Annotated in this window: 18 protein-coding genes; all 18 read left to right on the forward strand. The window is 43.2% G+C overall.

The genetic code is table 11. The annotated features are described in order from the left end of the window. Positions 1-22: 22 nt before the first annotated feature. The 18 genes from purF to eno all read left to right on the forward strand — a co-directional run bounded on the left by purF (position 23) and on the right by eno (position 22,615). Positions 23-1,459: an amidophosphoribosyltransferase gene (gene purF / locus DW019_RS11715; protein ID WP_118443522.1), complete on the forward strand. Its 1,437-nt coding sequence runs from the start codon at positions 23-25 to the stop codon at positions 1,457-1,459. A gap of 63 nt (positions 1,460-1,522) precedes the next feature. Beyond that, positions 1,523-2,977, forward strand: coding sequence for an adenylosuccinate lyase (purB, locus tag DW019_RS11720; protein WP_118443524.1), 1,455 nt, complete (start codon positions 1,523-1,525; stop codon positions 2,975-2,977). Between the two features lie 457 nt (positions 2,978-3,434). Further along, positions 3,435-3,638 (forward strand): hypothetical protein, encoded by a 204-nt coding sequence (locus DW019_RS11725; protein WP_117479307.1) that lies wholly within the window; start codon positions 3,435-3,437, stop codon positions 3,636-3,638. Between the two features lie 19 nt (positions 3,639-3,657). Beyond that, the gene (locus DW019_RS11730) at positions 3,658-4,548 is read left to right on the forward strand and encodes a class I SAM-dependent methyltransferase (RefSeq protein ID WP_118443526.1); all 891 of its coding nucleotides are present in this window, start codon (positions 3,658-3,660) and stop codon (positions 4,546-4,548) included. Between the two features lie 17 nt (positions 4,549-4,565). After that, complete coding sequence (locus tag DW019_RS11735) at positions 4,566-5,672, forward strand: metallophosphoesterase (RefSeq protein WP_118443528.1); 1,107 nt, start codon at positions 4,566-4,568, stop codon at positions 5,670-5,672. Continuing rightward, a complete protein-coding gene (locus tag DW019_RS11740; protein ID WP_118443530.1) occupies positions 5,669-8,302 on the forward strand; it encodes an AAA family ATPase in 2,634 nt (877 codons plus the stop codon). The genes DW019_RS11735 and DW019_RS11740 overlap by 4 nt, the downstream gene beginning before the upstream one ends. 13 nt (positions 8,303-8,315) lie before the next feature. After that, positions 8,316-8,765: a D-aminoacyl-tRNA deacylase gene (gene dtd, locus DW019_RS11745; RefSeq protein WP_022376425.1), complete on the forward strand. Its 450-nt coding sequence runs from the start codon at positions 8,316-8,318 to the stop codon at positions 8,763-8,765. A gap of 930 nt (positions 8,766-9,695) precedes the next feature. Beyond that, positions 9,696-11,027, forward strand: coding sequence for an aspartate--tRNA(Asn) ligase (gene aspS / locus DW019_RS11750; protein ID WP_022376427.1), 1,332 nt, complete (start codon positions 9,696-9,698; stop codon positions 11,025-11,027). Positions 11,028-11,045: 18 nt separating this feature from the next. Next, the gene (gatC, locus tag DW019_RS11755; RefSeq protein WP_117479315.1) at positions 11,046-11,339 is read left to right on the forward strand and encodes an Asp-tRNA(Asn)/Glu-tRNA(Gln) amidotransferase subunit GatC; all 294 of its coding nucleotides are present in this window, start codon (positions 11,046-11,048) and stop codon (positions 11,337-11,339) included. Positions 11,340-11,360: 21 nt separating this feature from the next. Further along, positions 11,361-12,806, forward strand: a complete 1,446-nt coding sequence (gene gatA / locus DW019_RS11760) for an Asp-tRNA(Asn)/Glu-tRNA(Gln) amidotransferase subunit GatA (RefSeq protein ID WP_022376429.1) — start codon at positions 11,361-11,363, stop codon at positions 12,804-12,806. Between the two features lie 2 nt (positions 12,807-12,808). Continuing rightward, a complete protein-coding gene (gene gatB / locus DW019_RS11765) occupies positions 12,809-14,248 on the forward strand; it encodes an Asp-tRNA(Asn)/Glu-tRNA(Gln) amidotransferase subunit GatB (RefSeq protein ID WP_118443532.1) in 1,440 nt (479 codons plus the stop codon). 733 nt (positions 14,249-14,981) lie between these two features. Next, positions 14,982-15,758: an Ig-like domain-containing protein gene (locus tag DW019_RS11770; RefSeq protein WP_118443534.1), complete on the forward strand. Its 777-nt coding sequence runs from the start codon at positions 14,982-14,984 to the stop codon at positions 15,756-15,758. 12 nt (positions 15,759-15,770) lie between these two features. Beyond that, positions 15,771-16,115 carry a PilZ domain-containing protein gene (locus tag DW019_RS11775; protein WP_022376432.1) on the forward strand — a complete coding sequence of 115 codons (345 nt, stop codon included), beginning with the start codon at positions 15,771-15,773 and terminating at the stop codon, positions 16,113-16,115. Between the two features lie 179 nt (positions 16,116-16,294). Continuing rightward, positions 16,295-17,326: a heat-inducible transcriptional repressor HrcA gene (gene hrcA / locus DW019_RS11780; RefSeq protein WP_022376433.1), complete on the forward strand. Its 1,032-nt coding sequence runs from the start codon at positions 16,295-16,297 to the stop codon at positions 17,324-17,326. A 14-nt stretch (positions 17,327-17,340) separates the two neighbouring features. Further along, positions 17,341-17,931, forward strand: coding sequence for a nucleotide exchange factor GrpE (grpE, locus tag DW019_RS11785; protein ID WP_347474423.1), 591 nt, complete (start codon positions 17,341-17,343; stop codon positions 17,929-17,931). Positions 17,932-17,976: 45 nt separating this feature from the next. Then, positions 17,977-19,875, forward strand: a complete 1,899-nt coding sequence (gene dnaK, locus DW019_RS11790; protein WP_118443536.1) for a molecular chaperone DnaK — start codon at positions 17,977-17,979, stop codon at positions 19,873-19,875. A gap of 255 nt (positions 19,876-20,130) precedes the next feature. Next, positions 20,131-21,264 carry a molecular chaperone DnaJ gene (gene dnaJ, locus DW019_RS11800; RefSeq protein WP_022376436.1) on the forward strand — a complete coding sequence of 378 codons (1,134 nt, stop codon included), beginning with the start codon at positions 20,131-20,133 and terminating at the stop codon, positions 21,262-21,264. Between the two features lie 55 nt (positions 21,265-21,319). Continuing rightward, entirely contained in the window at positions 21,320-22,615 is a 1,296-nt protein-coding gene (gene eno / locus DW019_RS11805; protein WP_118443540.1) for a phosphopyruvate hydratase, read from the forward strand. Positions 22,616-22,679: the final 64 nt, after the last annotated feature.

Below are 22,679 nucleotides of genomic sequence, written 5' to 3' on the forward strand. Positions count from 1 at the left end.
ACAGCAAAAGGAAGGACTTGAAATGAACTCACAGGTTGATGAAACTTATTACGATGGACTGCATGAAGAGTGTGGTGTTTTCGGTGTCTATGATTTGGATGGCGGTGATGTTGCCTCCACAATTTATTATGGACTTTTCGCTTTGCAGCACAGAGGTCAGGAAAGCTGTGGTATTGCGGTCAGCGATACAAAAGGACCGAAAGGAAAAGTATTGTCTTCAAAAGGCATGGGACTTGTCAATGAAGTCTTTGATTCTGAAAAACTTGAAAAACTCAAAGGAAATATCGGGGTTGGACATGTCCGTTACTCGACGGCAGGTGCGAGCAATGGACAGAATGTACAGCCGTTAGTATTAAATTATGTCAAAGGTATTCTTATGTTAGCACATAACGGAAATCTGGTAAATGCGCCGGAACTCCGCAAAGAACTGGAATACACAGGGGCTATTTTCCAGACGACCATTGATTCGGAAGTCATTGCGTACCATATTGCGAGAGAGCGTTTGAAAACAGGTACGGTAGAAGAAGCTGTGAAAAATGCGATGAAGAAATTAAAAGGTGCATATTCACTTGTGATTTCCAGTCCGAGAAAATTGATTGGTGCCCGCGATCCATTTGGTTTTCGCCCTCTGGTGATTGGAAAACGAGATAACAGTTATCTGCTTGCCAGCGAAACTTGTGCACTCAATGCTGTTGGTGCAACATTTGTCCGGGATGTTAAACCGGGTGAAATTGTTATGTTAGACAAAAACGGTATTACATCGGATGAAAGTCTCTGCAGGGTAAAACCGGCAAGATGTATTTTTGAATATATTTATTTTGCAAGACCGGACAGTTATGTGGATGGTGTGAGTGTTTATAATTCACGTATTATGGCAGGAAAAATCCTTGCCCAGATGCATCCGGCAGAAGCGGATATTGTCATTGGAGTGCCGGATTCCGGAAATGCGGCTGCGATGGGATTTGCCTTGGAGTCAAATATTCCGTATGGTGTTGGTTTTATCAAGAACAGTTATGTGGGAAGAACATTTATTAAACCCAAACAGTCTGCCCGTGAGTCCAGTGTAAATATTAAGCTGAATGCCCTGAAGGAAGTGGTTAATGGCAAGCGTGTTGTGATGGTCGATGATTCGATTGTGCGTGGTACGACGAGCGGTCACATTGTAAAAATGCTCAAAGATGCCGGAGCGACTGAGGTGCATGTAAGAATCAGTTCGCCGCCATTTTTGTTTCCATGCTATTTTGGAACCGACGTGCCAAGCTGCGACCAGCTGATTGCACATGACCACACGGTATCCCAGATTTGTGAGTTGATTGGAGCGGATTCGCTTGGTTACTTAGATGGCGAGAGACTGCCGGAATTGATTGAGGGAGACACTGGTTACTGTGATGCGTGCTTCTCCGGAAATTACCCGGTAGAGCCGCCAACCGAAGATATTCGTGGAAGTTTTGAACCGTAAATAGGTGTTAAGGAAAAGCCCTGGCACTATTTTATAAAAGGATAGAGAAAGGAAAGAAAGAATATGAGTACAGACAGATATGTAAGCCCGTTGTCGGAGAGATACGCCAGCAAAGAAATGCAGTTTATTTTCTCGCCGGATATGAAATTTCAGACTTGGAGAAAATTATGGATTGCATTAGCAGAAACCGAGAAAGAACTTGGCTTAAAGGATGCAGATGGAAATCCACGTATTACAGACGAGCAGATTGAGGAGTTAAAAGCACATGTGACAGATATTAATTATGATGTTGCAAAAGCTCGCGAAAAAGAGGTGCGCCACGACGTAATGAGCCATGTATATGCATATGGCAAACAGTGTCCAAAGGCAGCAGGAATCATTCATCTCGGAGCAACTTCCTGCTATGTTGGTGATAATACAGACGTCATTATCATGACCGAAGCACTTAAATTAGTAAAGAAAAAACTGGTGAATGTCATTTCCGTATTATCTGATTTTGCAATGAAATACAAAGACCTTCCGACGCTTGCATTTACTCATTTCCAGCCGGCACAGCCGACAACAGTTGGTAAGCGTGCAACGCTTTGGATTCAGGAACTTGTGATGGATTTGGAAGATTTGAATCACGTGCTGTCTCATATGAAACTTCTTGGTTCGAAAGGAACTACCGGTACACAGGCAAGTTTCCTTGAGCTGTTTGACGGTGATGAGAGCAAATGTAAAGAAGCGGACAAACTGATTGCAAAGAAAATGGGATTTGACGCATGCTTCCCTGTTTCCGGACAGACCTATTCCCGTAAATTGGATACTCGCGTAGTAAATATACTTGCCGGCATCGCAGCCAGCGCACATAAATTTTCAAACGATATCCGTCTTCTTCAGCATTTGAAAGAAGTGGAAGAGCCATTTGAAAAGAGCCAGATTGGTTCCTCTGCAATGGCATACAAGAGAAACCCAATGCGAAGCGAAAGAATTGCATCCCTGTCCCGCTATGTGATGATTGATGCCTTGAACCCGGCGATTACATCGGCAACTCAGTGGTTTGAGAGAACGCTCGATGATTCTGCAAATAAGCGTCTGAGCGTAGCAGAAGGCTTCCTCACAATCGACGGTATTTTGGATTTGTTCTTAAATGTAGCCGATGGACTTGTTGTTTACGATAAAGTAATTACAAAACGTCTCATGTCCGAACTTCCATTTATGGCAACCGAAAATATCATGATGGATGCCGTAAAAGCCGGCGGCAACCGTCAGGAACTGCATGAGAAGATTCGTGAGCTTTCCATGGAAGCAGGCAGAAATGTAAAAGAGCGCGGCTTAGACAATAACCTCTTAGAGTTGATTGCCGCAGACGATGCCTTCCCAATGACTTTGGAAGAATTGCAGAAGACCATGGACCCAAGTAAATATGTTGGCCGTGCACCAAGTCAGGTAAAAGAATTTGTTGAAGACGTGGTCACACCAATTCTCGATGAAAACAAAGACTTGCTTGGAATTAAAGCAGAGATTAACTGCTAATTAAGGAAAGTAAGTATTATGTAGACAAAGTTGGTGCTAGGACTGTTCTGTTGTCCCAGCACCATTTTTCTTTGTTTGTGGGTTTGCAGCAGTTGTGGAGCAATGGAGAAATCCATTATATATAAGCATCAAAAGTCTTAGGCAACGCTAATCCGTTCAAAATTAAAAAAGAGTTGTACAAAATAGAAAACCACTTGCAAGCAAAGCAACCATAAAGTAGAAAATCTGGGAAAAGAGTTGTTTTGTCTGGGAAAATTCGATTGGAATTTTAACAAAACTCAGATTAAAGGAATAAGTTTGCGCTAAATGTTCGCTGTCAATTCCTTTGGATTCCAGTAATTCCGTAGAAAAACAAAAAAAGTCCCACCGAACACTTGACACAAACTGACACAAACACCCACTAGTTTCTTCCCTCATCTTATGATATAATCATACCAAATGACAAGGAGGTGGCGTTATGCCATTATTAAATAAAGAAAAAATGATGGATGGTTTTGGCAAGGCAGTTGACGCCGTGAACAATGCGGCAGACAAAGCCGGCAAGTACGCCAAAGAAAAAGAACTGGACAAGAAAATTGACCATGCCGCAGAGGTTGTCACCAAAGAGGCAAAAAAAGTTGGTAAAGAAATCAAGAGTGTATTTTCAAGCGAGAAAAAATAGAAGAAGAGGATTGTAAATTATGTGGATTGCAGATGGATGGAACGATTATGAAGTGTTAGATACTTCGGCGGGAGAAAAATTAGAGCGGTGGGGTGATTATATTCTTGTGCGCCCGGACCCGCAGGTGATTTGGAACACACCGCATAAAGTAAGAGAGTGGAAACAGAAAAACGGACATTACCACAGAAGCAATAAAGGCGGCGGACAGTGGGAATTTTTTGATTTGCCGGAGCAGTGGGAGATTTCCTATGGAAATCTCAAATTTCATTTGAAACCATTTCATTTTAAACATACCGGACTTTTCCCTGAGCAGGCGGTAAACTGGGAGTGGAGCGGAAATTTGATTCGCGAGGCAAAGAAGAAAAATCCGGGAAAAGAAATTAAGGTGCTGAATTTATTTGCATACACGGGTGGCGCGACAGTGGCATGCGCCGATGCGGGGGCAGCTGTGACACATGTGGACGCATCAAAAGGGATGCTTACCTGGGCGAAAGAAAATGCGGCAGCGTCCGGGCTTGCCAATGCGCCGATTCGCTATCTGGTGGATGACTGCGTAAAATTTGTGGAGCGTGAAATTCGCCGGGGCAATCATTATGATGCGATTATTATGGACCCGCCTTCCTATGGAAGAGGTCCCAAAGGCGAGATTTGGAAAATAGAAGAAAAAATTTTCCCACTGGTACAGCTTTGCACGAAGGTACTTGCAGACAAGCCATTATTTTTCCTGATTAATTCTTATACAACAGGATTACAGCCGGCGGTGCTTTCTTATATGTTAAATTTGGAATTAAAAAGCCGTTTTGGCGGAACGGTTGAAGCAGATGAAATCGGATTGCCGGTGCGCGGTAAGCAGGGACTTGTTTTGCCGTGTGGCGCAAGCGGAAGATGGAGCCGTAAAGAGAGAGAGTAAGAGGAAGGGGTGAAGCGATGAAACTGATTCATTGTGCGGATTTGCATTTGGATTCAAGCATGACGACGCATTTGACAAAGGAAAAAGCAAAGGAGCGAAAAGCAGAATTACTCGCTTCTTTTAACCGGATGATGGAGTATGCCGACAAGGAAAATGTGTCGGCGGTTTTGATTGCGGGTGATTTGTTTGACCGGAAAAATATTTCGGCAACGGCACGCAATGCAGTTTATCATGCGATTTCGACACGCCCTGAGATGACATTTTATTATCTGAAAGGAAATCATGATGTGCGTCTTTTTTTGCCAAATGGCAAAGAATGTCCTGAAAATTTAAAATTGTTTGGTGAAGAGTGGACCGCTTATGTGCAGGCAGATGAGGGATGCCGTCTTGTGATTAGCGGCGTTGAGTTGTGTGAGGAAAATCATGCGCTGATAGCCAATTCGCTGACTTTAAACCGTGAGGATGTAAATATTGTGATGCTTCACGGACAGGAAGCGGAATACGCTGCACAGGACAAGGCGGAAGTCGTGCCGCTGCGTGATTTGCGTGGCAAGGGCATTGATTATCTGGCACTTGGACATGTGCATGGTTATAAAAAGGAAACACTGGATAGCCGAGGTGAGTATTGCTATCCGGGGTGTTTAGAATGCCGTGGCTTTGATGAATATGGGGAGCATGGCTTTGTTCTTTTAGATGTGGATTTGGAAGAGAGAACCGTGGCGAGTGAATTTATCCCATTTGCCCTTAGAAACGGTCATTATGTAGAAGTCGATGTCAGTGACTGCATGAGTACAGCTGAGATTATGGATGCCATCAACGAGACGGCAAAAAAAGAGCATCTGCCACATGAGGATTTTGTGAAATTTGTATTAGTTGGCGAGATGGCACTTGCCAGTGAAAAAGATTTGGATTATTTGAATCAATGGATTCAGGATGATTATTATACCGTGAAAGTGACGGACAAAACAAAAATCCGAATTGACTATGAAGATTATCAAAACGATGCGTCACTTCGCGGCGAGTTTGTTCGTCTGGTACAGGCGGATGAGAAACTTTCTGACGAGGAAAAGGCGCAGATGATTCAGTATGGCATACGAGCTTTGGAAGGGGAGGAAATCGAGTGAAATTATTACAGTGTAAAATAGAAAATTTCGGTAAATTAAGCGATGTCTCCTTTGACTTTTCAGAGGGTGTCAATACATTCTGCGAGGAAAACGGATGGGGAAAAAGTACGCTTGCGAATTTTATCCGAATTATGTTTTTTGGTTTTTTAAATGGTAATAAACAGGACAAACTGGTGAATGAAAGAAAGCGTTATTTCCCGTGGCAGAGTGCGAAAGGCGTGTATGGCGGAAGTGTTAAATTCGAAACAGAGGGAAAAAGTTATCAGCTAAACCGCGTGTTTGGGAAAAAAGACAAAGATGATATTTTTGAACTCTATGACCTTTCGACAAACCTTCCGTGCGAGGATTTTTCCGAGAATATCGGTGTTGAATTATTTGGTATTGATGCGGCATCCTTTGGCCGCACAGTATTTTTTTCACAGAAGGACTGCGAGTCTGCACCGACCGACGGGATTCATGCGAAACTTGGCAATCTGATTGAGCAGACGGATGATATCCACAATTTTCAAAGTGTGTATGACAAATTGAAAGATACCACGAATAAAATGACGCCAAAAAGAAAAACCGGTTCGCTGAACAGAGAAAAACGTGAAATCGAAGAAAGAGAGCAGAAACTTCGTGAAGAAGAAAGCATCCGGCAGGGGATTTTAGAGGCGGAAACTTATTACAAGCAGTGTGAAGAAAAAGAAAAAGAGCTTTCCGAGGTGATTGCTGCGGAGCAAAAGAAGCAGGAAAAACTTAGTAAGGCGATGGACTATGCGGTAAATAGAAAAGAGTATGACACACTTGTGTCTGCCAAAGAGCAGGCGGGAAAACAGTGGGAAGACAGTAAAAATGCATTTCCTTACGAGGATAAAATTCCTTCGATGGAGCAGATGGAAAAATGGCAGAAGCAAAGACGGGAGTGCGAACAGTTCCGTGAGCAGATGGTGAGAAATCAGCTGACTGGCGAGGAAAATGCACTTGTGTCCTCTGTCAAAGAACGGTTCGGACAGGAGATTCCGGAGGATGAAGCACTGCAGTCGATGGAGGAGGCTCTTACCGAATATGAATCGCTCAAACAGACCATTCGCAAAGGAGAGTTTACCCCGGCGGAACAAAATGAGTGGGAAACGCTGAAAAAAAGCTATCCGAATGGAATGCCGGCGAAGGATGAATTGCTGAAATTAAATCGAATCTGTGAAGATGTCCGACATAAGGAGGATCAACTTGCAAATGCGCAGACAACAGCCCGTGCATTAAAGCAGGTGGCGGCACAGAAAAAGCCGGAAAAAGCGTCACCGCTTCCACTTGTTCTTGGCTGTCTTGCGTTGGTTCTTGGTGTGGGGCTTAGCTTCGTACAGGTGCTTGCCGGCATGGCAGCTTTTGTTGTTCTGGCACTTGCCGCCGTGGTTCTTTTTGTACAGCAAAAAGGGAAAAAACAGGAAGAAGATTTAAGTGAGCAACCGCTTTTGGAACTTGAACAGGAGATGGAACGGGCAAAAAGAGAGATAGAGCAGGGAAATGAAAAGATTTCTTTCGTGCTTTCTGCCTATTTCCCGGAAGGAATTTCCGGCGATTCCCGCGATGTGATTCAGCAGATGCAGATGGATACGATAGCCTATGAGACGCACCAGGCAAAGAGCGAGGCGGTAAGTGAAGAAGATGAGGTTCGTTATCAGACTCTTCAAAAATCGCTTCGTGAGTTCATGGATGGTTATGTAGAAATGGGAATTTCAGAAGAGCGGTTTGCATTTGGCTTGTCAAAGCTTCGCAGCGAACTGAAACAGTACCGTCGTCTCTGTGAAAAACTGGAAAGTTTTCTGGGGGCAAAAAAGAAATACGAGCAGGCAAAAGAAGAATTTGTACTTGGCGGAAAAGAGTATGGTTTGATTTTTGAAGAGCCATTTGACGAGGAACTGCAAAAAATTGCCGGGGCCATCAACCGTGTTCAGGTGGCAGAGCAGTCATGGCAGGCGGCAGGAAAAAATTTGTTACAGTTTGAAAATGACCACGATATGGAGCGCATCCGCCAGACAGATAAGCCTGAGGAAAAGGAAGGCCTGAGCGAAAGTCACGAGCGTGAAAAACGGTGGATGACCGAGCAGGAAACCAACCGCAAAAATATGGCTGCATACGAGAAACAATTAGAGCAGCTGGAGGAAAAACTTGATGAACTTGCAGAAATCCGTCTTGAGTTAGAGGAGCGGAAAGAGCACTTTGCAAGCGGCAATAAGAAGTATGAGCTTTTGCTAAAAACAATGGATAAATTACAGCAGGCAAAAGATACGCTGACAGCGCGCTATATTGAACCGGTGCAGAAAGGTTTCACGAAATATTACCAAATGGTAGATGGTGGCGATGCTAAAGATTACCGATTTGATGCTGGCGTAAATTTGACTGTGGAGGAAATGGGCATGCCGCGGGAAATTCGTTTTTTGAGTGAGGGACGCAAAGACCTCGCCGGAATCTGTGCGCGTATGGCAATGGTAGATGCCATGTATGAAAAGGACAAACCATTTCTTGTTTTTGACGATTCCTTTGTGAATCTGGACGACGAAAAAATGCGTCATGCGCTTACCTTTTTGAAGGAAGTCGGAAAAGAATATCAGGTTATTTATTTCACATGCCGGGAAAACAGAAAGGCATAAAAAGGAGGAAACCATGCGTTTTGTAATACAAAGAGTCAGCAGTGCTTCTGTCACAATCGACGGAAAAGTACGTGGAGAAATAGGAAAAGGTTTTGTTGTGTTAATCGGCATTGGAGAGGATGATACAAAAGAAATTGCAGATAAACTTTTACACAAACTTTTGAATATGCGTATATTTGAAGACGAAAATGGGAAAACAAATCTTGCCCTAAAAGATGTGTCCGGCGAACTGCTTATGATTTCCCAGTTCACCTTATATGCCAACTGCAAAAAGGGAAATCGTCCATCTTTTACAGACGCCGGCAGACCGGAGATGGCAGAGCCGATGTATGAGTATATATTGGAAGCCTGCCGCAAAGAAATCCCGGTGGTCGAGCAGGGGGAGTTTGGTGCCGATATGAAAGTTGCCCTTGTGAATGATGGGCCGTTTACAGTCGTGCTTGACAGCAGGGATTTGATGTAGGATACTTATAAAAACATAGAAAAAGAAGCTTATTCGTGAGAGACTATAACGCAAAGCGTTATCCCGTCTCGATACGAATAAACTTCTTTTTCCATTATATTCAGAACTTTTATGTACCCCTGTTCGCTTTTTCTGGTGTAGCTCTCTATATACACAAGTTCCTTTAAACACTTTCTCTCGCCACCGATACTGTAATATATAACGGATATATCACAGAACGCATCTACCCAAATTGCTTCTGAGAAGTCAAGGTCCCTGCTTATTCGCTTTTCCTGAAATTATGTAGTGAATATCATCCTCCCTTCTGAAAATTTCAACTCCGTTTATTATCATAGCACATTATGAGCACCGTGAATCGTAAAAGTCGTGAACGGCACAAAATTGGGAGTGAACGGACACTTTTGTATAAAAAATATTATTTTTTGCATAATATACATTACAAATATTCCCTATTTTGGGACGAAAATAGATGTTGAATGTAAATTCTTGCAGGAAAAAATTTTTCAAGGGTGATTGACACATTTTTTTCGCTGTGCTACAATACATGGCAAAGCGATGAAGGAAACGATTGTTTATGCAGTGACTTTACGACAGGGAGAGGCGTCATGGACTGCGAGCGTCTTGCGGAAGCGGTAAACAGGAGAACATTCCGGAGCTGATGAGTTGAAACGGTTATAAGAGGTAGGCTCATCCGGGTGACACCGTTATTGGTTGAATGAGTGGAGATACGACGGGGTGTCTCAATGCGGGTGGTACCGCGGGTTTTTAGGCTCTTATTTTGATGAACATTTTTCCCGTCCCAGAAGGCAGAGATGCTTTGCTGGGACGTATTTATTTCAAAGCAATCTGTCGAAGGCAGGTTGCTTTTTTTTGCAACCTTCAAAATCATTTGGTGGAATCATGTGAAGACACATGGGAATGGAGGTTACTATGGAATATTTAACAGGAAAGACAGAAAAAAAGACACTTGGCATTCAAGACATTTTAGCCGGTGAGTATGAGGGAAAAGAAGTAACGGTAAATGGTGCAGTTCACAAAATCAGAGACATGGGCGATGTGGCGTTTGTGGTTTTGAGAAAGAGCGAGGGGCTTTTGCAGACCGTTTATGAAGATGGCGTTACGGATATTTCGCTGAAAGAATTGCAGGAAGAAGATACCGTTTGTGTGACCGGTGTTGTGGCAAAAGAGGAGCGTGCACCGCATGGATTTGAAATCCGCCTGCGTACCGTAACCATTTTGTCAAAGCCAACGGAACCAATGCCGATAGCTATTAACAAATGGAAAATGAATACCTCGCTGGAAACAAAATTGGATTTGCGTCCGCTTTCTCTGCGAAATGTAAAGGAGCGTGCGAAATTTAGAATCCAGGAAGGAATCATCCGTGGATTCCGGGATTTTCTGCATGAGCAGGGCTTTACCGAAATCCATTCGCCAAAAATCGGCGCCAGAGGTGCTGAGGGCGGTGCAAACTTATTCCGTCTCGAATATTTTCATAAACATGCTGTGCTTGCACAAAGCCCGCAGTTTTACAAACAGATGATGGTTGGCGTGTTTGACCGTGTCTTTGAGGCGGCGCCGGTATTTCGTGCAGAAAAGCACAACACAAAGCGTCATTTGAATGAGTATACTTCTCTTGACTTTGAGATGGGCTATATTGACAGCTTTGAAGATATTATGGAGATGGAAACCGGATTTTTGCAGTACACGATGGAACTTTTGCAAAAAGAGTACAAAAAAGAATTGGATCTTTTGAAAGTCACACTGCCAAAGGTTGATAAAATTCCACAGGTTCGGTTTGACAAGGCAAAAGAACTCGTGGCAGAAAAATACAACCGGACAATCCGCAACCCATTTGACTTAGAGCCGGAAGAGGAAGCACTGATTGGACAATACTTTAAGGAAGAAATGGATGCCGATTTTGTGTTTGTTACCCATTATCCTTCAAAAAAACGTCCGTTCTATGCGATGGATGACCCGGAAGATACGACGTATACACTGAGTTTTGATTTATTGTTCCACGGACTTGAAATCACAACCGGTGGACAGCGCATTCACGATTACCAGACGCTTGTGGACAAAATCGCGGACAGGGGAATGACGCAGGAAGGCATGGAGCAGTACATGATGATTTTCAAACATGGCATGCCGCCACATGGTGGACTGGGAATTGGAATGGAGCGCTTAACAATGAAACTGTTAGGGGAAGAGAATGTTCGTGAGACGACCTTGTTCCCAAGGGATTTGAACCGTCTCGAACCATAAAAGAAAGGAAGTGTTTGTATGGCAAATCATATTTCAGATGAAACAATTGAATATGTAGGAATTTTAGCAAAACTAGAATTGAATGAAGAAGAAAAAGAACAGGCAAAAAAAGATATGGAAAGTATGCTCGATTACATTGACAAATTAAACGAACTTGACACCGAGGGCGTGGAACCTTTGTCTCATGTGTTCCCGGTTCACAATGTGTTCCGTGAGGACGAAGTGACAAATGGAGATGATAGAGAGAACATGTTGAAAAATGCACCGCAGAAAAAAGAAGGAACATACATGGTGCCAAAAACCTTTGCTTAATAAGCGGAATGGAGGAAGCATATGAGTTTAATGAGTTTGACGGCGGTTGCACTCGGAAAAAAGATTCAAGCCGGGGAAGTGACTGTAGAAGAGGCAGTATTGGACGCCTTAGAGCAGATTGAGAAAAAAGAAGATACGATTCACAGTTATGTTACGGTGTTAGAGAAAGAAGCTATTTTAGAAAAAGCAAAAGAAATACAGAAAAAAATTGATGCCGGTGAGCTGACAGGCCCGCTTGCGGGAGTTCCGGTGGCAATCAAAGATAATATGTGTACCGAGGGCGTGCTTACAACATGCAGTTCCAAGATTTTATATAATTTTGTGCCAACGTATACATCGGAAGCAGTAAAAAATCTGGAGGCAGCAGGAGCAGTTATCATCGGAAAAACAAACATGGATGAGTTCGCGATGGGAAGTACAACAGAGACCTCTGCTTACGGAATTACGAGAAACCCACACAATACGGAGCATGTACCGGGCGGTTCTTCCGGTGGTTCCTGTGCGGCAGTTGCGGCGGAGGAATGTTCCTTTGCCCTTGGTTCAGATACCGGCGGTTCTATCCGCCAGCCAAGTTCATTCTGTGGTGTGACCGGAATCAAGCCAACGTATGGTACGGTTTCCCGTTACGGGCTGATTGCTTACGGTTCTTCACTTGACCAGATTGGTCCAATTGCTAAAGATGTAACCGACTGCGCAACAATTTTGGAAGCAATTTCTTCCTATGATAAGAAGGACAGCACCAGTGTGGCACGTGAGGATACCGATTTCACATCGGCACTTGTAGATGACGTAAAGGGAATGAAAATTGGTATTCCAAAAGACTACTTTGGAGAAGGACTTGATTCCGAGGTAAAGGATGCGATTTTCAAGGCAGCAGAAGTTTTGAAACAAAAAGGAGCAATTGTCGAGGAATTTGACTTAAGTCTTGTTGAGTATGCAATTCCGGCGTATTATGTCATTGCTTCCGCTGAGGCAAGTTCCAACTTGTCCCGCTTTGACGGTGTAAAATACGGTTACCGCACAGAAGAATACGAAGGACTTCATAATATGTACAAAAAGAGCCGTTCCGAAGGCTTTGGTCCGGAAGTAAAACGTCGTATTATGCTTGGTTCCTTTGTTTTAAGCAGTGGTTATTATGATGCTTACTACTTAAAAGCACTGCGTACTAAAGCATTGATTAAAAAGGCGTTTGACCGTGCATTTGAAAAATATGATGTGATTTTATCACCGGCAGCGCCAACGACAGCACCTAAAATTGGAGACAGCTTAAGTGACCCATTGAAAATGTATTTGGGTGATATTTATACGATTTCTGTAAACCTTGCCGGTCTGCCGGGAATGACAGTTCCTTGTGGAACGGATAAAAATGGTCTGCCGATTGGTTTGCAGCTTATCGCTGATTGTTTTAATGAGAAGAAAATGATTCAGACGGCATACACATATGAACAGGCAAAGGAGGCGGAGTAATCATGGCAAAACAGTACGAAACAGTGATTGGACTGGAAGTCCATGTGGAATTAGCAACGAAAACGAAAATTTTCTGCGGCTGCTCAACGGCATTTGGCGGTGCGCCAAATACTCATACCTGTCCGGTGTGTACCGGTATGCCGGGTTCTCTGCCGGTATTAAATAAACAGGTTGTAGAATATGCGATGGCAGTTGGTCTGGCATTAAACTGCGACATTAACCAGTATTGTAAATTTGATCGAAAAAACTATTTTTACCCGGATAACCCACAGAACTATCAGATTTCCCAGTTGTATCTGCCAATCTGTATCAATGGACATGTTGAAATTGAGACAGCCGGTGGCAAAAAAAACGTTGGTATTCATGAAATTCATATGGAAGAGGATGCCGGCAAACTGGTACATGATGACTGGGCTGACTGCTCCCTTGTGGATTATAACCGTTCCGGTGTGCCTCTGATTGAAATTGTGTCAGAGCCGGATATGCGAAGCGCAGATGAAGTAATTGCGTATCTGGAAAAACTTCGTATGACCATTCAGTACCTTGGCGCATCTGATTGTAAATTAAATGAAGGTTCGATGCGTGCGGATGTCAACTTGTCAGTGCGTGAGGTTGGTGCGAGTGAATTTGGCACCCGTACCGAGATGAAAAACTTGAACTCATTTAAAGCAATTGCCCGCGCCATTGAAGGAGAACGTGCACGTCAGATTGAACTGTTGGAAGATGGCAAAAAGGTTGTGCAGGAAACAAGACGATGGGATGACAATAAAGAATATTCCTATGCAATGCGTTCCAAAGAGGATGCGCAGGATTACCGTTACTTCCCGGACCCGGATTTGACGCCGATTGTCATTTCCGATGAATGGATTCAGAAGATTAAGGACAGCGAACCGGAGTTTCAGGAGCAGAAGGCAGCGCGCTATGAAAAAGAATTTGATATTCCTGCCTATGACATTTCAATTCTTACGGCGAGCAAGAAGATGGCAGATTTGTTTGAGCAGACGGTTTCACTTGGAGCAAATCCAAAGAAAGCATCAAACTGGCTGATGGGCGAGACGATGCGTCTTTTAAAAGAGAAAGAAATGGAGCCGGAAGACATCACTTTTGCCCCGGAGAATCTCGCAAAGTTAATTGCCCTTGCGGATAAAGGAACGATTAACTCCACCGTAGCAAAAGAAGTCTTCGAAGTTGTTTTCACAGAGAATACAGACCCGGAGCAGTATGTCAAAGAGCATGGACTTGGTACGGTCAGTGACGAAGGAGCTCTGCGCGAAACGATTGAGAAGATTGTAGAGGAAAATCCACAGTCTGTTGCCGATTATCAGGCAGGGAAGAAAAAAGCAATTGGTTTCTTGGTTGGCCAGACAATGAAAGCGATGCAGGGTAAAGCAAATCCGGGTATGGTAAATCAGATATTGACAGAGATTCTTGATCGGAAATAATAGAGCCGGTATTTTTTGGGATTCCGGTAATTTAGGAGAAAAACATTTGCGTCTCGTGGGCGTTCTCACTAGTTGAGTGCGTAGCGGTATGGGCACTGAAAGTACCAGTGCCACATACCGACGTACTCAAACCCACGAGACGCAAATGTTTTTCTCCTAAATCACTGGAAGCCCAAAACCGTACCGTAATTACCTACTATGAGGATGAAGTATCGCCGGATGAGATGGTTATGTGTTGCTAATAGATGCGGTTATAAGGTAAAGAGAAACTGAGTCTGGAATGATGGGGTGACAAAGGTTTTCTACGAAATTACGGAAAGTTTAAAAGCGGCAATGAGCATTTGATACAAATCAATCGTATGCAACCTAAATTGCTGTCAAACAAAAAAAGAGTTGCATAATTTTTTGTGATTTTCTGAAAAAAACAACTATGAAGAAGAAAATTGGCAAAAAACGTTGTTTTAACAGCCTAATTTTCTCTGCTTGATTGAGATTATGACGCCAAGATGCAACCATATAGGACAAATTAAGGAAAAAGAGTTGTCTAGGGAGGAGATAGCAGGTGTGTGACAAATGTTTTCTACGAAATTACGGAAAATTCAAAAGTGCCAACGAACACTTGACACAAACAATAATATGGAATATTTGACAATAAAATGACACGTATGATAAAATGATGATATCTGTGAAGTGATTCGCAGATGCCATTATTTATTTTAAGGGGGTATTTTATATGAAGAAAAGATGTTTTAGGCTGTTCGCCGGGGTGTTAGCGCTTGCGGTTATGATGACCTACACGGTTATCTGGAATCCGAGCCAGGCAAAGATGACAAAGAGCAAAGATGTAAAAAAAGTTGAGGTTACGAATGTCCAAGGCAAAAATATCACACTTGGTAAAGGCAAGAAACTGAAACTTTCCGTGAATGTTATTCTAAAAAAAGGAAGTAAGGCAAGCAAAGCGGTCAAGTTTGAGTCTTCCAAAAAATCGGTTGTTACGGTTTCTAAAAAGGGCGTTTTGAAAGCCAAAAAAATAGGAAAAGCTAAGATTACAGTGAAATCCAAAGCGAATCCGGCGAAACAGGTAAAATTTACTGTTACCGTTGCAAAAAAGAATGTTTTGATTAAAAAAATCAGCATGAAGAAAAAGTTGACACTTCATATGCCATTGGTTGAAGAAGAGGACGATTCCGATGATGATTCGGATGATGACACAGAGGATTCTGATGAGGATTCGGATGATGAAGACGATGATGATGAAGATGATGAGGACGAAGAAGATTATGAATTTGAACCTCGCATTTCTCCATCCAATGCAACAAACCAGACATTGAAATGGACCAGTTCCAATAAAAAAGTGGTTAAAGTAGATGAGGATGGTTATGTTTATATCGTAGATGCCGGTAAGGCAGTGATTACGGCAATGGCAACTGACGGAAGCGGTGTAAAAGCAAAATGTACCGTTACTGTTATAGATGATGCAGATACAGATGATGAAGATGACGATGAATAATGGAGGCTTATTATGATTGAGATGAGAAGAGAAAAACGCTGGCCGGCAAAATTGAATTTGGAAATTTCCAATTTATTTAAGCAGGATCACGTAAAGGTGGAAAATATTAATGCACCGATTGAGGTAATTGATGTTTCCAAAGCGGGCATTGGTTTTCGTTCAGCCAGTGTACTGCCGATGGGGTATTACTTTAATGCGAGACTTACTTTGGCAGAAAACGATTCGCTCAATTGTGTTGTTCGAATTATCCGTCAGCAGAAAAGCGGAGATGACTATATTTATGGATGTGAAATTGTAGGAACGGCATCCATTATGGATTATGTAATTAATGATTATGCTGCGTCTCTGCAAAAATAATAAGAATGAAACAATGCACCGGTGCTTAGAAGGAGCCTTTTTTGCACCGGTGTTTTTATTTTGAAAAAAATTTTTACAAACCCTATTGACAAAGGTAACACAAGGTGGTATCTTTAGTTTAGTCAATGATTAGCACTCTTTGATAGTGAGTGCTAACAAAAAGAAATCGAGGTGGTATTTTGGAACTGAATGAGAGAAAACAAAAGATACTCGAAGCGATTATTCGTAATTATATGGAGACAGGCGAGCCGGTTGGTTCCCGAACCGTTTCCAAGTACACGGATTTGAATCTTAGTTCCGCAACCATCCGTAATGAAATGTCGGATCTGGAAGAGATGGGTTACATTTTACAGCCACACACTTCTGCCGGCAGAATTCCTTCGGATAAAGCATACCGACTATATGTAGACACGATTTTACAGAGAAAAGATGAAGAAGTGTCTGAGATGAAGGAGTTGATGGTCGAGAAGGCAGACAAGATTGACCTTCTGTTACAGCAGGTTGCAAAGTTACTTGCACAGAATACGAATTACACTTCCATGGTGACCAAGCCAAAGTATCAGCATAAGCGGATTAAGTTTATCCAGCTAAATCAGATGAGTGAACGACAGCTGCTTGTGATTGTTGTTCTTGATAACAACCACGTAAGCAACAAGTTCATTAACCTTATGACGGATGCCGATGAGAATGTGATTGCTCAGATGAATTTTTTGATGAACACGGCACTCACCGGACTTGATTTTACTGAGATTAACATGGCGATTATGCAGCAAATCAAGGAAAAAGCAGGGGAATACGGAGAATTGGCATCCAGCATTTTGGATTGTATTTCGGAAGTTATGACAGAAGAGGATGACTCAGAGATTTACACATCGGGTGCCACGAATATTTTGAAATATCCGGAGTTATCGGATAAGGAGAAAATGACCGGACTGCTTTCCACATTTGAAGAAAAACAGATGTTGTCAGCATGGGCCAACGATGAACCACCGGAGGATGACAAAGAACATGGCATTCAGGTGTACATTGGTGAGGAATCACCGGTAGAGTCAATGAAAGATTGTTCCGTTGTAACTGCCACGTACCGAATTAAAGAAGGCGTTTATGGAAAGATAGGTATTGTCGGACCAAAGCGTATGGACTACGAAAAAGTAGTTGGCACATTGGAAAACTGCATGCAGCAGCTAGATGACATATTTAAAAAGAAATAGCGAGGTGAAGTGAATTGGCTGAAGAGATGAAAAACGAAGACGTTAAAGAAGAAGTAAAGGAAGAAGAAACCGTAGAAGAAACGGTGGAACAAGCCGATAAAGAAGAAACAAAAGAAAAGAAAAAAACGGAGAAGTCAGAAAAAGCGGTTAAGAAGAAAGCAAAAAAAGACAAAAAAGATGAAAAGATTGAAGAGTTGAATGACCGCCTGATGAGAAATCTGGCAGAGTTTGAAAACTTTAGAAACCGCTCGGAAAAAGAAAAAAGTGCCATGTTTGAAATTGGTGCGAAGTCAGTTGTTGAAAAGATGCTTCCGGTTGTGGATAACTTGGAGCGAGGTTTCGACGGACTTTCCGAGGAAGAAAAAGAGACACCATTTGCCAAAGGAATTGAGGCCGTTTACAAACAGCTTCTTACCGGATTAGAAGAAATCGGTGTGACACCGATTGAGGCAGTTGGTAAAGAATTTGACCCGAATTTCCATAATGCCGTTATGCATGATGAAGATGATTCAGATGCATCCAATCAGGTCATTGAGGAATTCCAAAAGGGTTATATGTATAAAGATTCAGTAGTCAGACACAGTATGGTTAAAGTGTTAAACTAATAAAGAAAATAACAGTCATGGTATAGACAGAAAGGAAGTATTATTATGAGCAAGATTATTGGTATTGACTTAGGAACAACAAACAGTTGTGTAGCAGTAATGGAAGGTGGTAAACCGGTTGTTGTAGCAAACGCTGAGGGCGCAAGAACAACCCCATCTGTTGTAGCATTTACAAAGACTGGTGAGCGTTTGGTTGGTGAGCCGGCAAAGCGTCAGGCAGTAACAAATGCAGAAAAGACCATTTCTTCTATTAAGAGACATATGGGTACGGATTACCGTGCAACAATTGATGACAAGAAATACACACCACAGGAAATTTCCGCTATGATTCTTCAGAAATTGAAAGGCGATGCAGAGAATTACCTTGGTGGTGAGAAGGTAACAGAGGCTGTAATTACAGTTCCTGCTTACTTTAACGACGCACAGCGTCAGGCAACCAAAGATGCAGGTAAAATTGCAGGTTTGGATGTAAAACGTATCATCAACGAGCCAACAGCAGCAGCACTTGCTTATGGTTTGGATAATGAAGGCGAGCAGAAGATTATGGTATACGACCTTGGTGGTGGTACATTTGATGTTTCCATCATTGAGATTGGTGATGGCGTCATCGAAGTACTTTCTACTTCCGGTGATAACAAACTTGGTGGTGACGACTTTGATAATAAAGTATGTGACTACATGGTTTCTGAATTTAAGAAGGCAGAAGGTGTAGATCTTTCTACTGATAAGATGGCAATGCAGCGTTTGAAAGAAGCAGCAGAGAAAGCAAAGAAAGAGTTGTCTTCTGCAACTACAACAAACATTAACCTGCCATTTATCACAGCTACAGCTGAGGGACCAAAGCACTTTGATATGAACTTAACACGTGCAAAATTCGATGAATTGACCGCTGACCTTGTAGAGAGAACAGCAACACCGGTTCAGAACGCATTGAAAGATGCCGGTATTACCGCTTCTGAATTAGGAAAAGTATTGTTAGTTGGTGGTTCAACACGTATCCCTGCTGTACAGGATAAAGTAAAACAGTTGACCGGACATGAGCCAAACAAATCCTTGAACCCGGATGAGTGTGTAGCACTTGGTGCTTCGATTCAGGGTGGTAAACTGGCTGGAGATTCCGGTGCCGGCGACATCCTTCTTCTGGATGTAACTCCATTGTCACTTGCTATCGAGACAATGGGTGGTGTGGCTACCAAACTTATCGAGAGAAATACAACAATTCCTACTAAGAAGAGTCAGATTTTCTCTACCGCAGCAGATAACCAGACCGCTGTAGACATTAACGTAGTACAGGGCGAGAGACAGTTCGCTAGAGATAATAAATCTCTTGGACAGTTCCGCTTGGATGGTATTCCTCCGGCAATGCGTGGAGTACCACAGATTGAGGTTACATTTGATATCGATGCCAATGGTATTGTAAATGTATCCGCTAAGGACTTGGGAACAGGAAAAGAACAGCACATCACAATTACTGCTGGTTCTAACATGAATGATGAAGAAATCGAAAAAGCAGTTAAAGAAGCTGCTGAATTCGAAGCACAGGATAAGAAGAGAAAAGAAGGCATTGATGCCCGCAACGAAGCTGACAGTATGGTATTCCAGACTGAGAAAGCATTGCAGGACGTTGGCGATGGCGTAGATGCAGCAGAGAAAGAAAAAGTACAGGCTGAGATTGATAAAGTAAAAGCAATCTTGGAGCGTACAACACCGGAGAACATGAGCGATGCTGATGTTGATGAGTTGAAAGCAGCAAAAGAATCTTTGATGACAAATGCACAGCAGGTATTCGCAAAAGTATACGAGCAGGCACAGCAGGCTGCCGGAGGTGCACAGGGAGCAGGCCCTGACATGAGTGGCGCAGGTGCCGGACCAAACCCTGGAGCCGGTGCAGCTCAGGACAATAGCGGCGATGACGTAGTAGATGGGGACTTCCGCGAACTCTAATGAGCCGTGCGACAAGGAAACAAATGATTTTCTTGTGCTTGCACAAGAGAAAAACATTTGTTTCCTTGTCATAGGGCGAATGCCCGCGATGATGAGCAGCGAAGCTGCGAAGAATCACGGCTCATTAGAGAACTGGGAGCTGCGAAGAATCACGGCTCATTAGAGAACTGGGAGCTGAGAAGGGCGAATGCCCGCGATGATGAGAATCACGCGGGTTATTTGCACGTAAAAGGATAGAAAGAGAGTGGAGGAGACATGGCAGACAAGAGAGATTATTACGAAGTCCTTGGCGTAGACAAGAATGCCGATGAGGCAGCGCTGAAAAAGGCCTATCGTGTATTAGCCAAAAAGTACCACCCCGATACGAATCCGGGTGATAAAGAAGCAGAAGCAAAATTCAAGGAAGCTTCTGAGGCTTATGCCGTATTAAGTGACCCGGAAAAGAGACGCCAGTATGATCAGTTTGGTCATGCCGCTTTTGATGGTGGTGCCGGTGGCGGCGGTGGATTCACCAATATGAATATGGATGATATCTTTGGCAGTTTCGGAGATATTTTCGGAGATTTATTCGGTGGAGGATTTGGCGGCGGCAGAAGCCGGCGTGCAGATCCGAATGCCCCACAGCGCGGAGCAAATCTGCGGACACAGGTAAAAATTACATTTGAAGAAGCTTGCTTTGGTACGGAAAAGGAAATTGAAATTCCATCCAAAGTTGAATGCAAGACTTGTGGGGGAAGCGGAGCCAAAGCAGGAACTAGCCCGGTCAAATGTGAGCGATGCGGCGGACGAGGACAGATTGTTCAGACACAGCAGTCACTTTTCGGAATGGTGCAGAATGTTACTACATGTCCGGCTTGTGGCGGTAAAGGTACAATTATTAAGGAAAAATGTCCGGCTTGTCACGGACAGGGTTATACAAGCAAAAAAGAGAAATTGCAGGTCAGCATTCCGGCAGGAATCGACCACGGACAGAGCGTTCGTCTGCGTGGCAAAGGAGAACCGGGCAAAAATGGCGGTGCCCGCGGTGATTTGCTTGTAGAAGTATATGTAGAACGCCACAAAGATTTCCAGCGTATGGATTATGATATTTACTCAACCGTACGGATTTCTTATCCAAGAGCTGTTCTTGGCGGAGATGTGGTTATCCCGACAATTGATGGCGATGTCGCATACAATGTAAAGGCAGGAACGCAGACCGGTACAAGAGTTCGTTTGCGTGGTAAGGGAGTTCCGTCCCTTCGTAACCGCAAAATGCGAGGAAACCATTATGTGGATTTGGTTGTGGATGTGCCGACAAAGCTTACCAAAGAGCAGAAAAAACTGTTAGAGCAGTTGGATAAGTCGTTTGAGGACGAGGAAAATAAGAAAAATAAAAAGCACAAAAAATAATCGTATAGGAAAGAAGCCTTCTGTTTATACTAATCGAAAACAGGAGGCTTTTTTTATGATACAGACATTTCGAATTAATACGATACGAGGAAGAGAGATTTTAGATTCCAGAGGAAATCCAACGATTGAGGTAGAGGTAAAATTGTGCGGGGGGGCAGCGGGCAGAGCATCCGTTCCCTCCGGGGCGTCTACGGGGGCGTTTGAAGCAGTGGAACTGCGAGACAGTGAATTGCCGCGTTACCGTGGAAATGGCGTAAAGCGTGCGGTAGAAAATGTCAATGACATTCTTGCCGATAAACTGGAAGGAAAAAATGCATTAAATCAGGTGGAAATTGATACGCTGATGATACGTGAAGATGGAACCGCAAACAAAGCAAAATTGGGTGCTAATGCCATTTTAGGAACATCGCTTGCTGTGGCAAAGGCGGCAGCAAAACAGCTCGGTGTTCCGTTGTATCAGTATCTGGGCGGACCAAACGCGCGTGTTATGCCGATTCCGATGATGAATATTATGAATGGCGGAAAACATGCGGACAGTAGTTTAACGATTCAGGAGTTTATGATTATGCCGATAGGAGCATCTTCCTTTCATCAGTGTTTGGAGTGGTGCGCGAATGTATACGCTACCTTGAAGAAACTGTTGGCAGAAAAGGGATTTGCCACCTCCATTGGTGATGAGGGTGGATTCGCACCGCATCTTGCTCATGAGGACGAGGCGCTTTCTTTTATTACAGGGGCTATTGAAAAAGCAGGATACCGTCCGGGCGAGGATTTTTCGATTGCTATGGATGGTGCCAGCACAGAAATGTATGAGGAGGCTGTAAAGGCAGGAAGACCGGGCGAATATTTATTCTGGAAATCCGGTGAGTACAAAAGTACAGATGAAATGATTGATTTTTGGTGTGATTTGTGCCGCAGGTACCCAATTGTTTCGATTGAAGACGGACTGGCAGAAGAAGATTGGTCGGGCTGGCAGAAACTCATGGATAAATTAGGAGATAAAGTGCAGCTTGTTGGTGATGATTTGTTTGTTACAAATACTAAACGTATCGAAAAGGGAATTAAACTTCAGGCGGCAAATGCGGTCTTAATCAAGCCAAATCAGATTGGAACCGTGACAGAAACTCTCGAGGCGATTCGAATGACACAGACGACCGGATGGAATGCCATTGTCAGTCATCGTTCGGGTGAAACGGAAGACACTACGATTGCAGACATTGCAGTCGGCATGAATGCCGGGCAGATTAAAACCGGCGCACCGGCGCGCACAGACCGGGTGGCTAAGTATAACAGACTACTTCGGATAGAAGAGGAGCTTGGTGAATGTGCTATTTATGGTGGAAAAAAGTAAAAAACCGAAAAATTCATAATAAAAGCGCCGAAAAACTCAAAATGAAAATGCCGAAAAATTTAAA

Source organism: Clostridium sp. AF37-5 (assembly GCF_003477605.1).
In the GTDB taxonomy this organism is placed as follows: Bacteria; Bacillota; Clostridia; order Lachnospirales; family Lachnospiraceae; genus Eubacterium_F.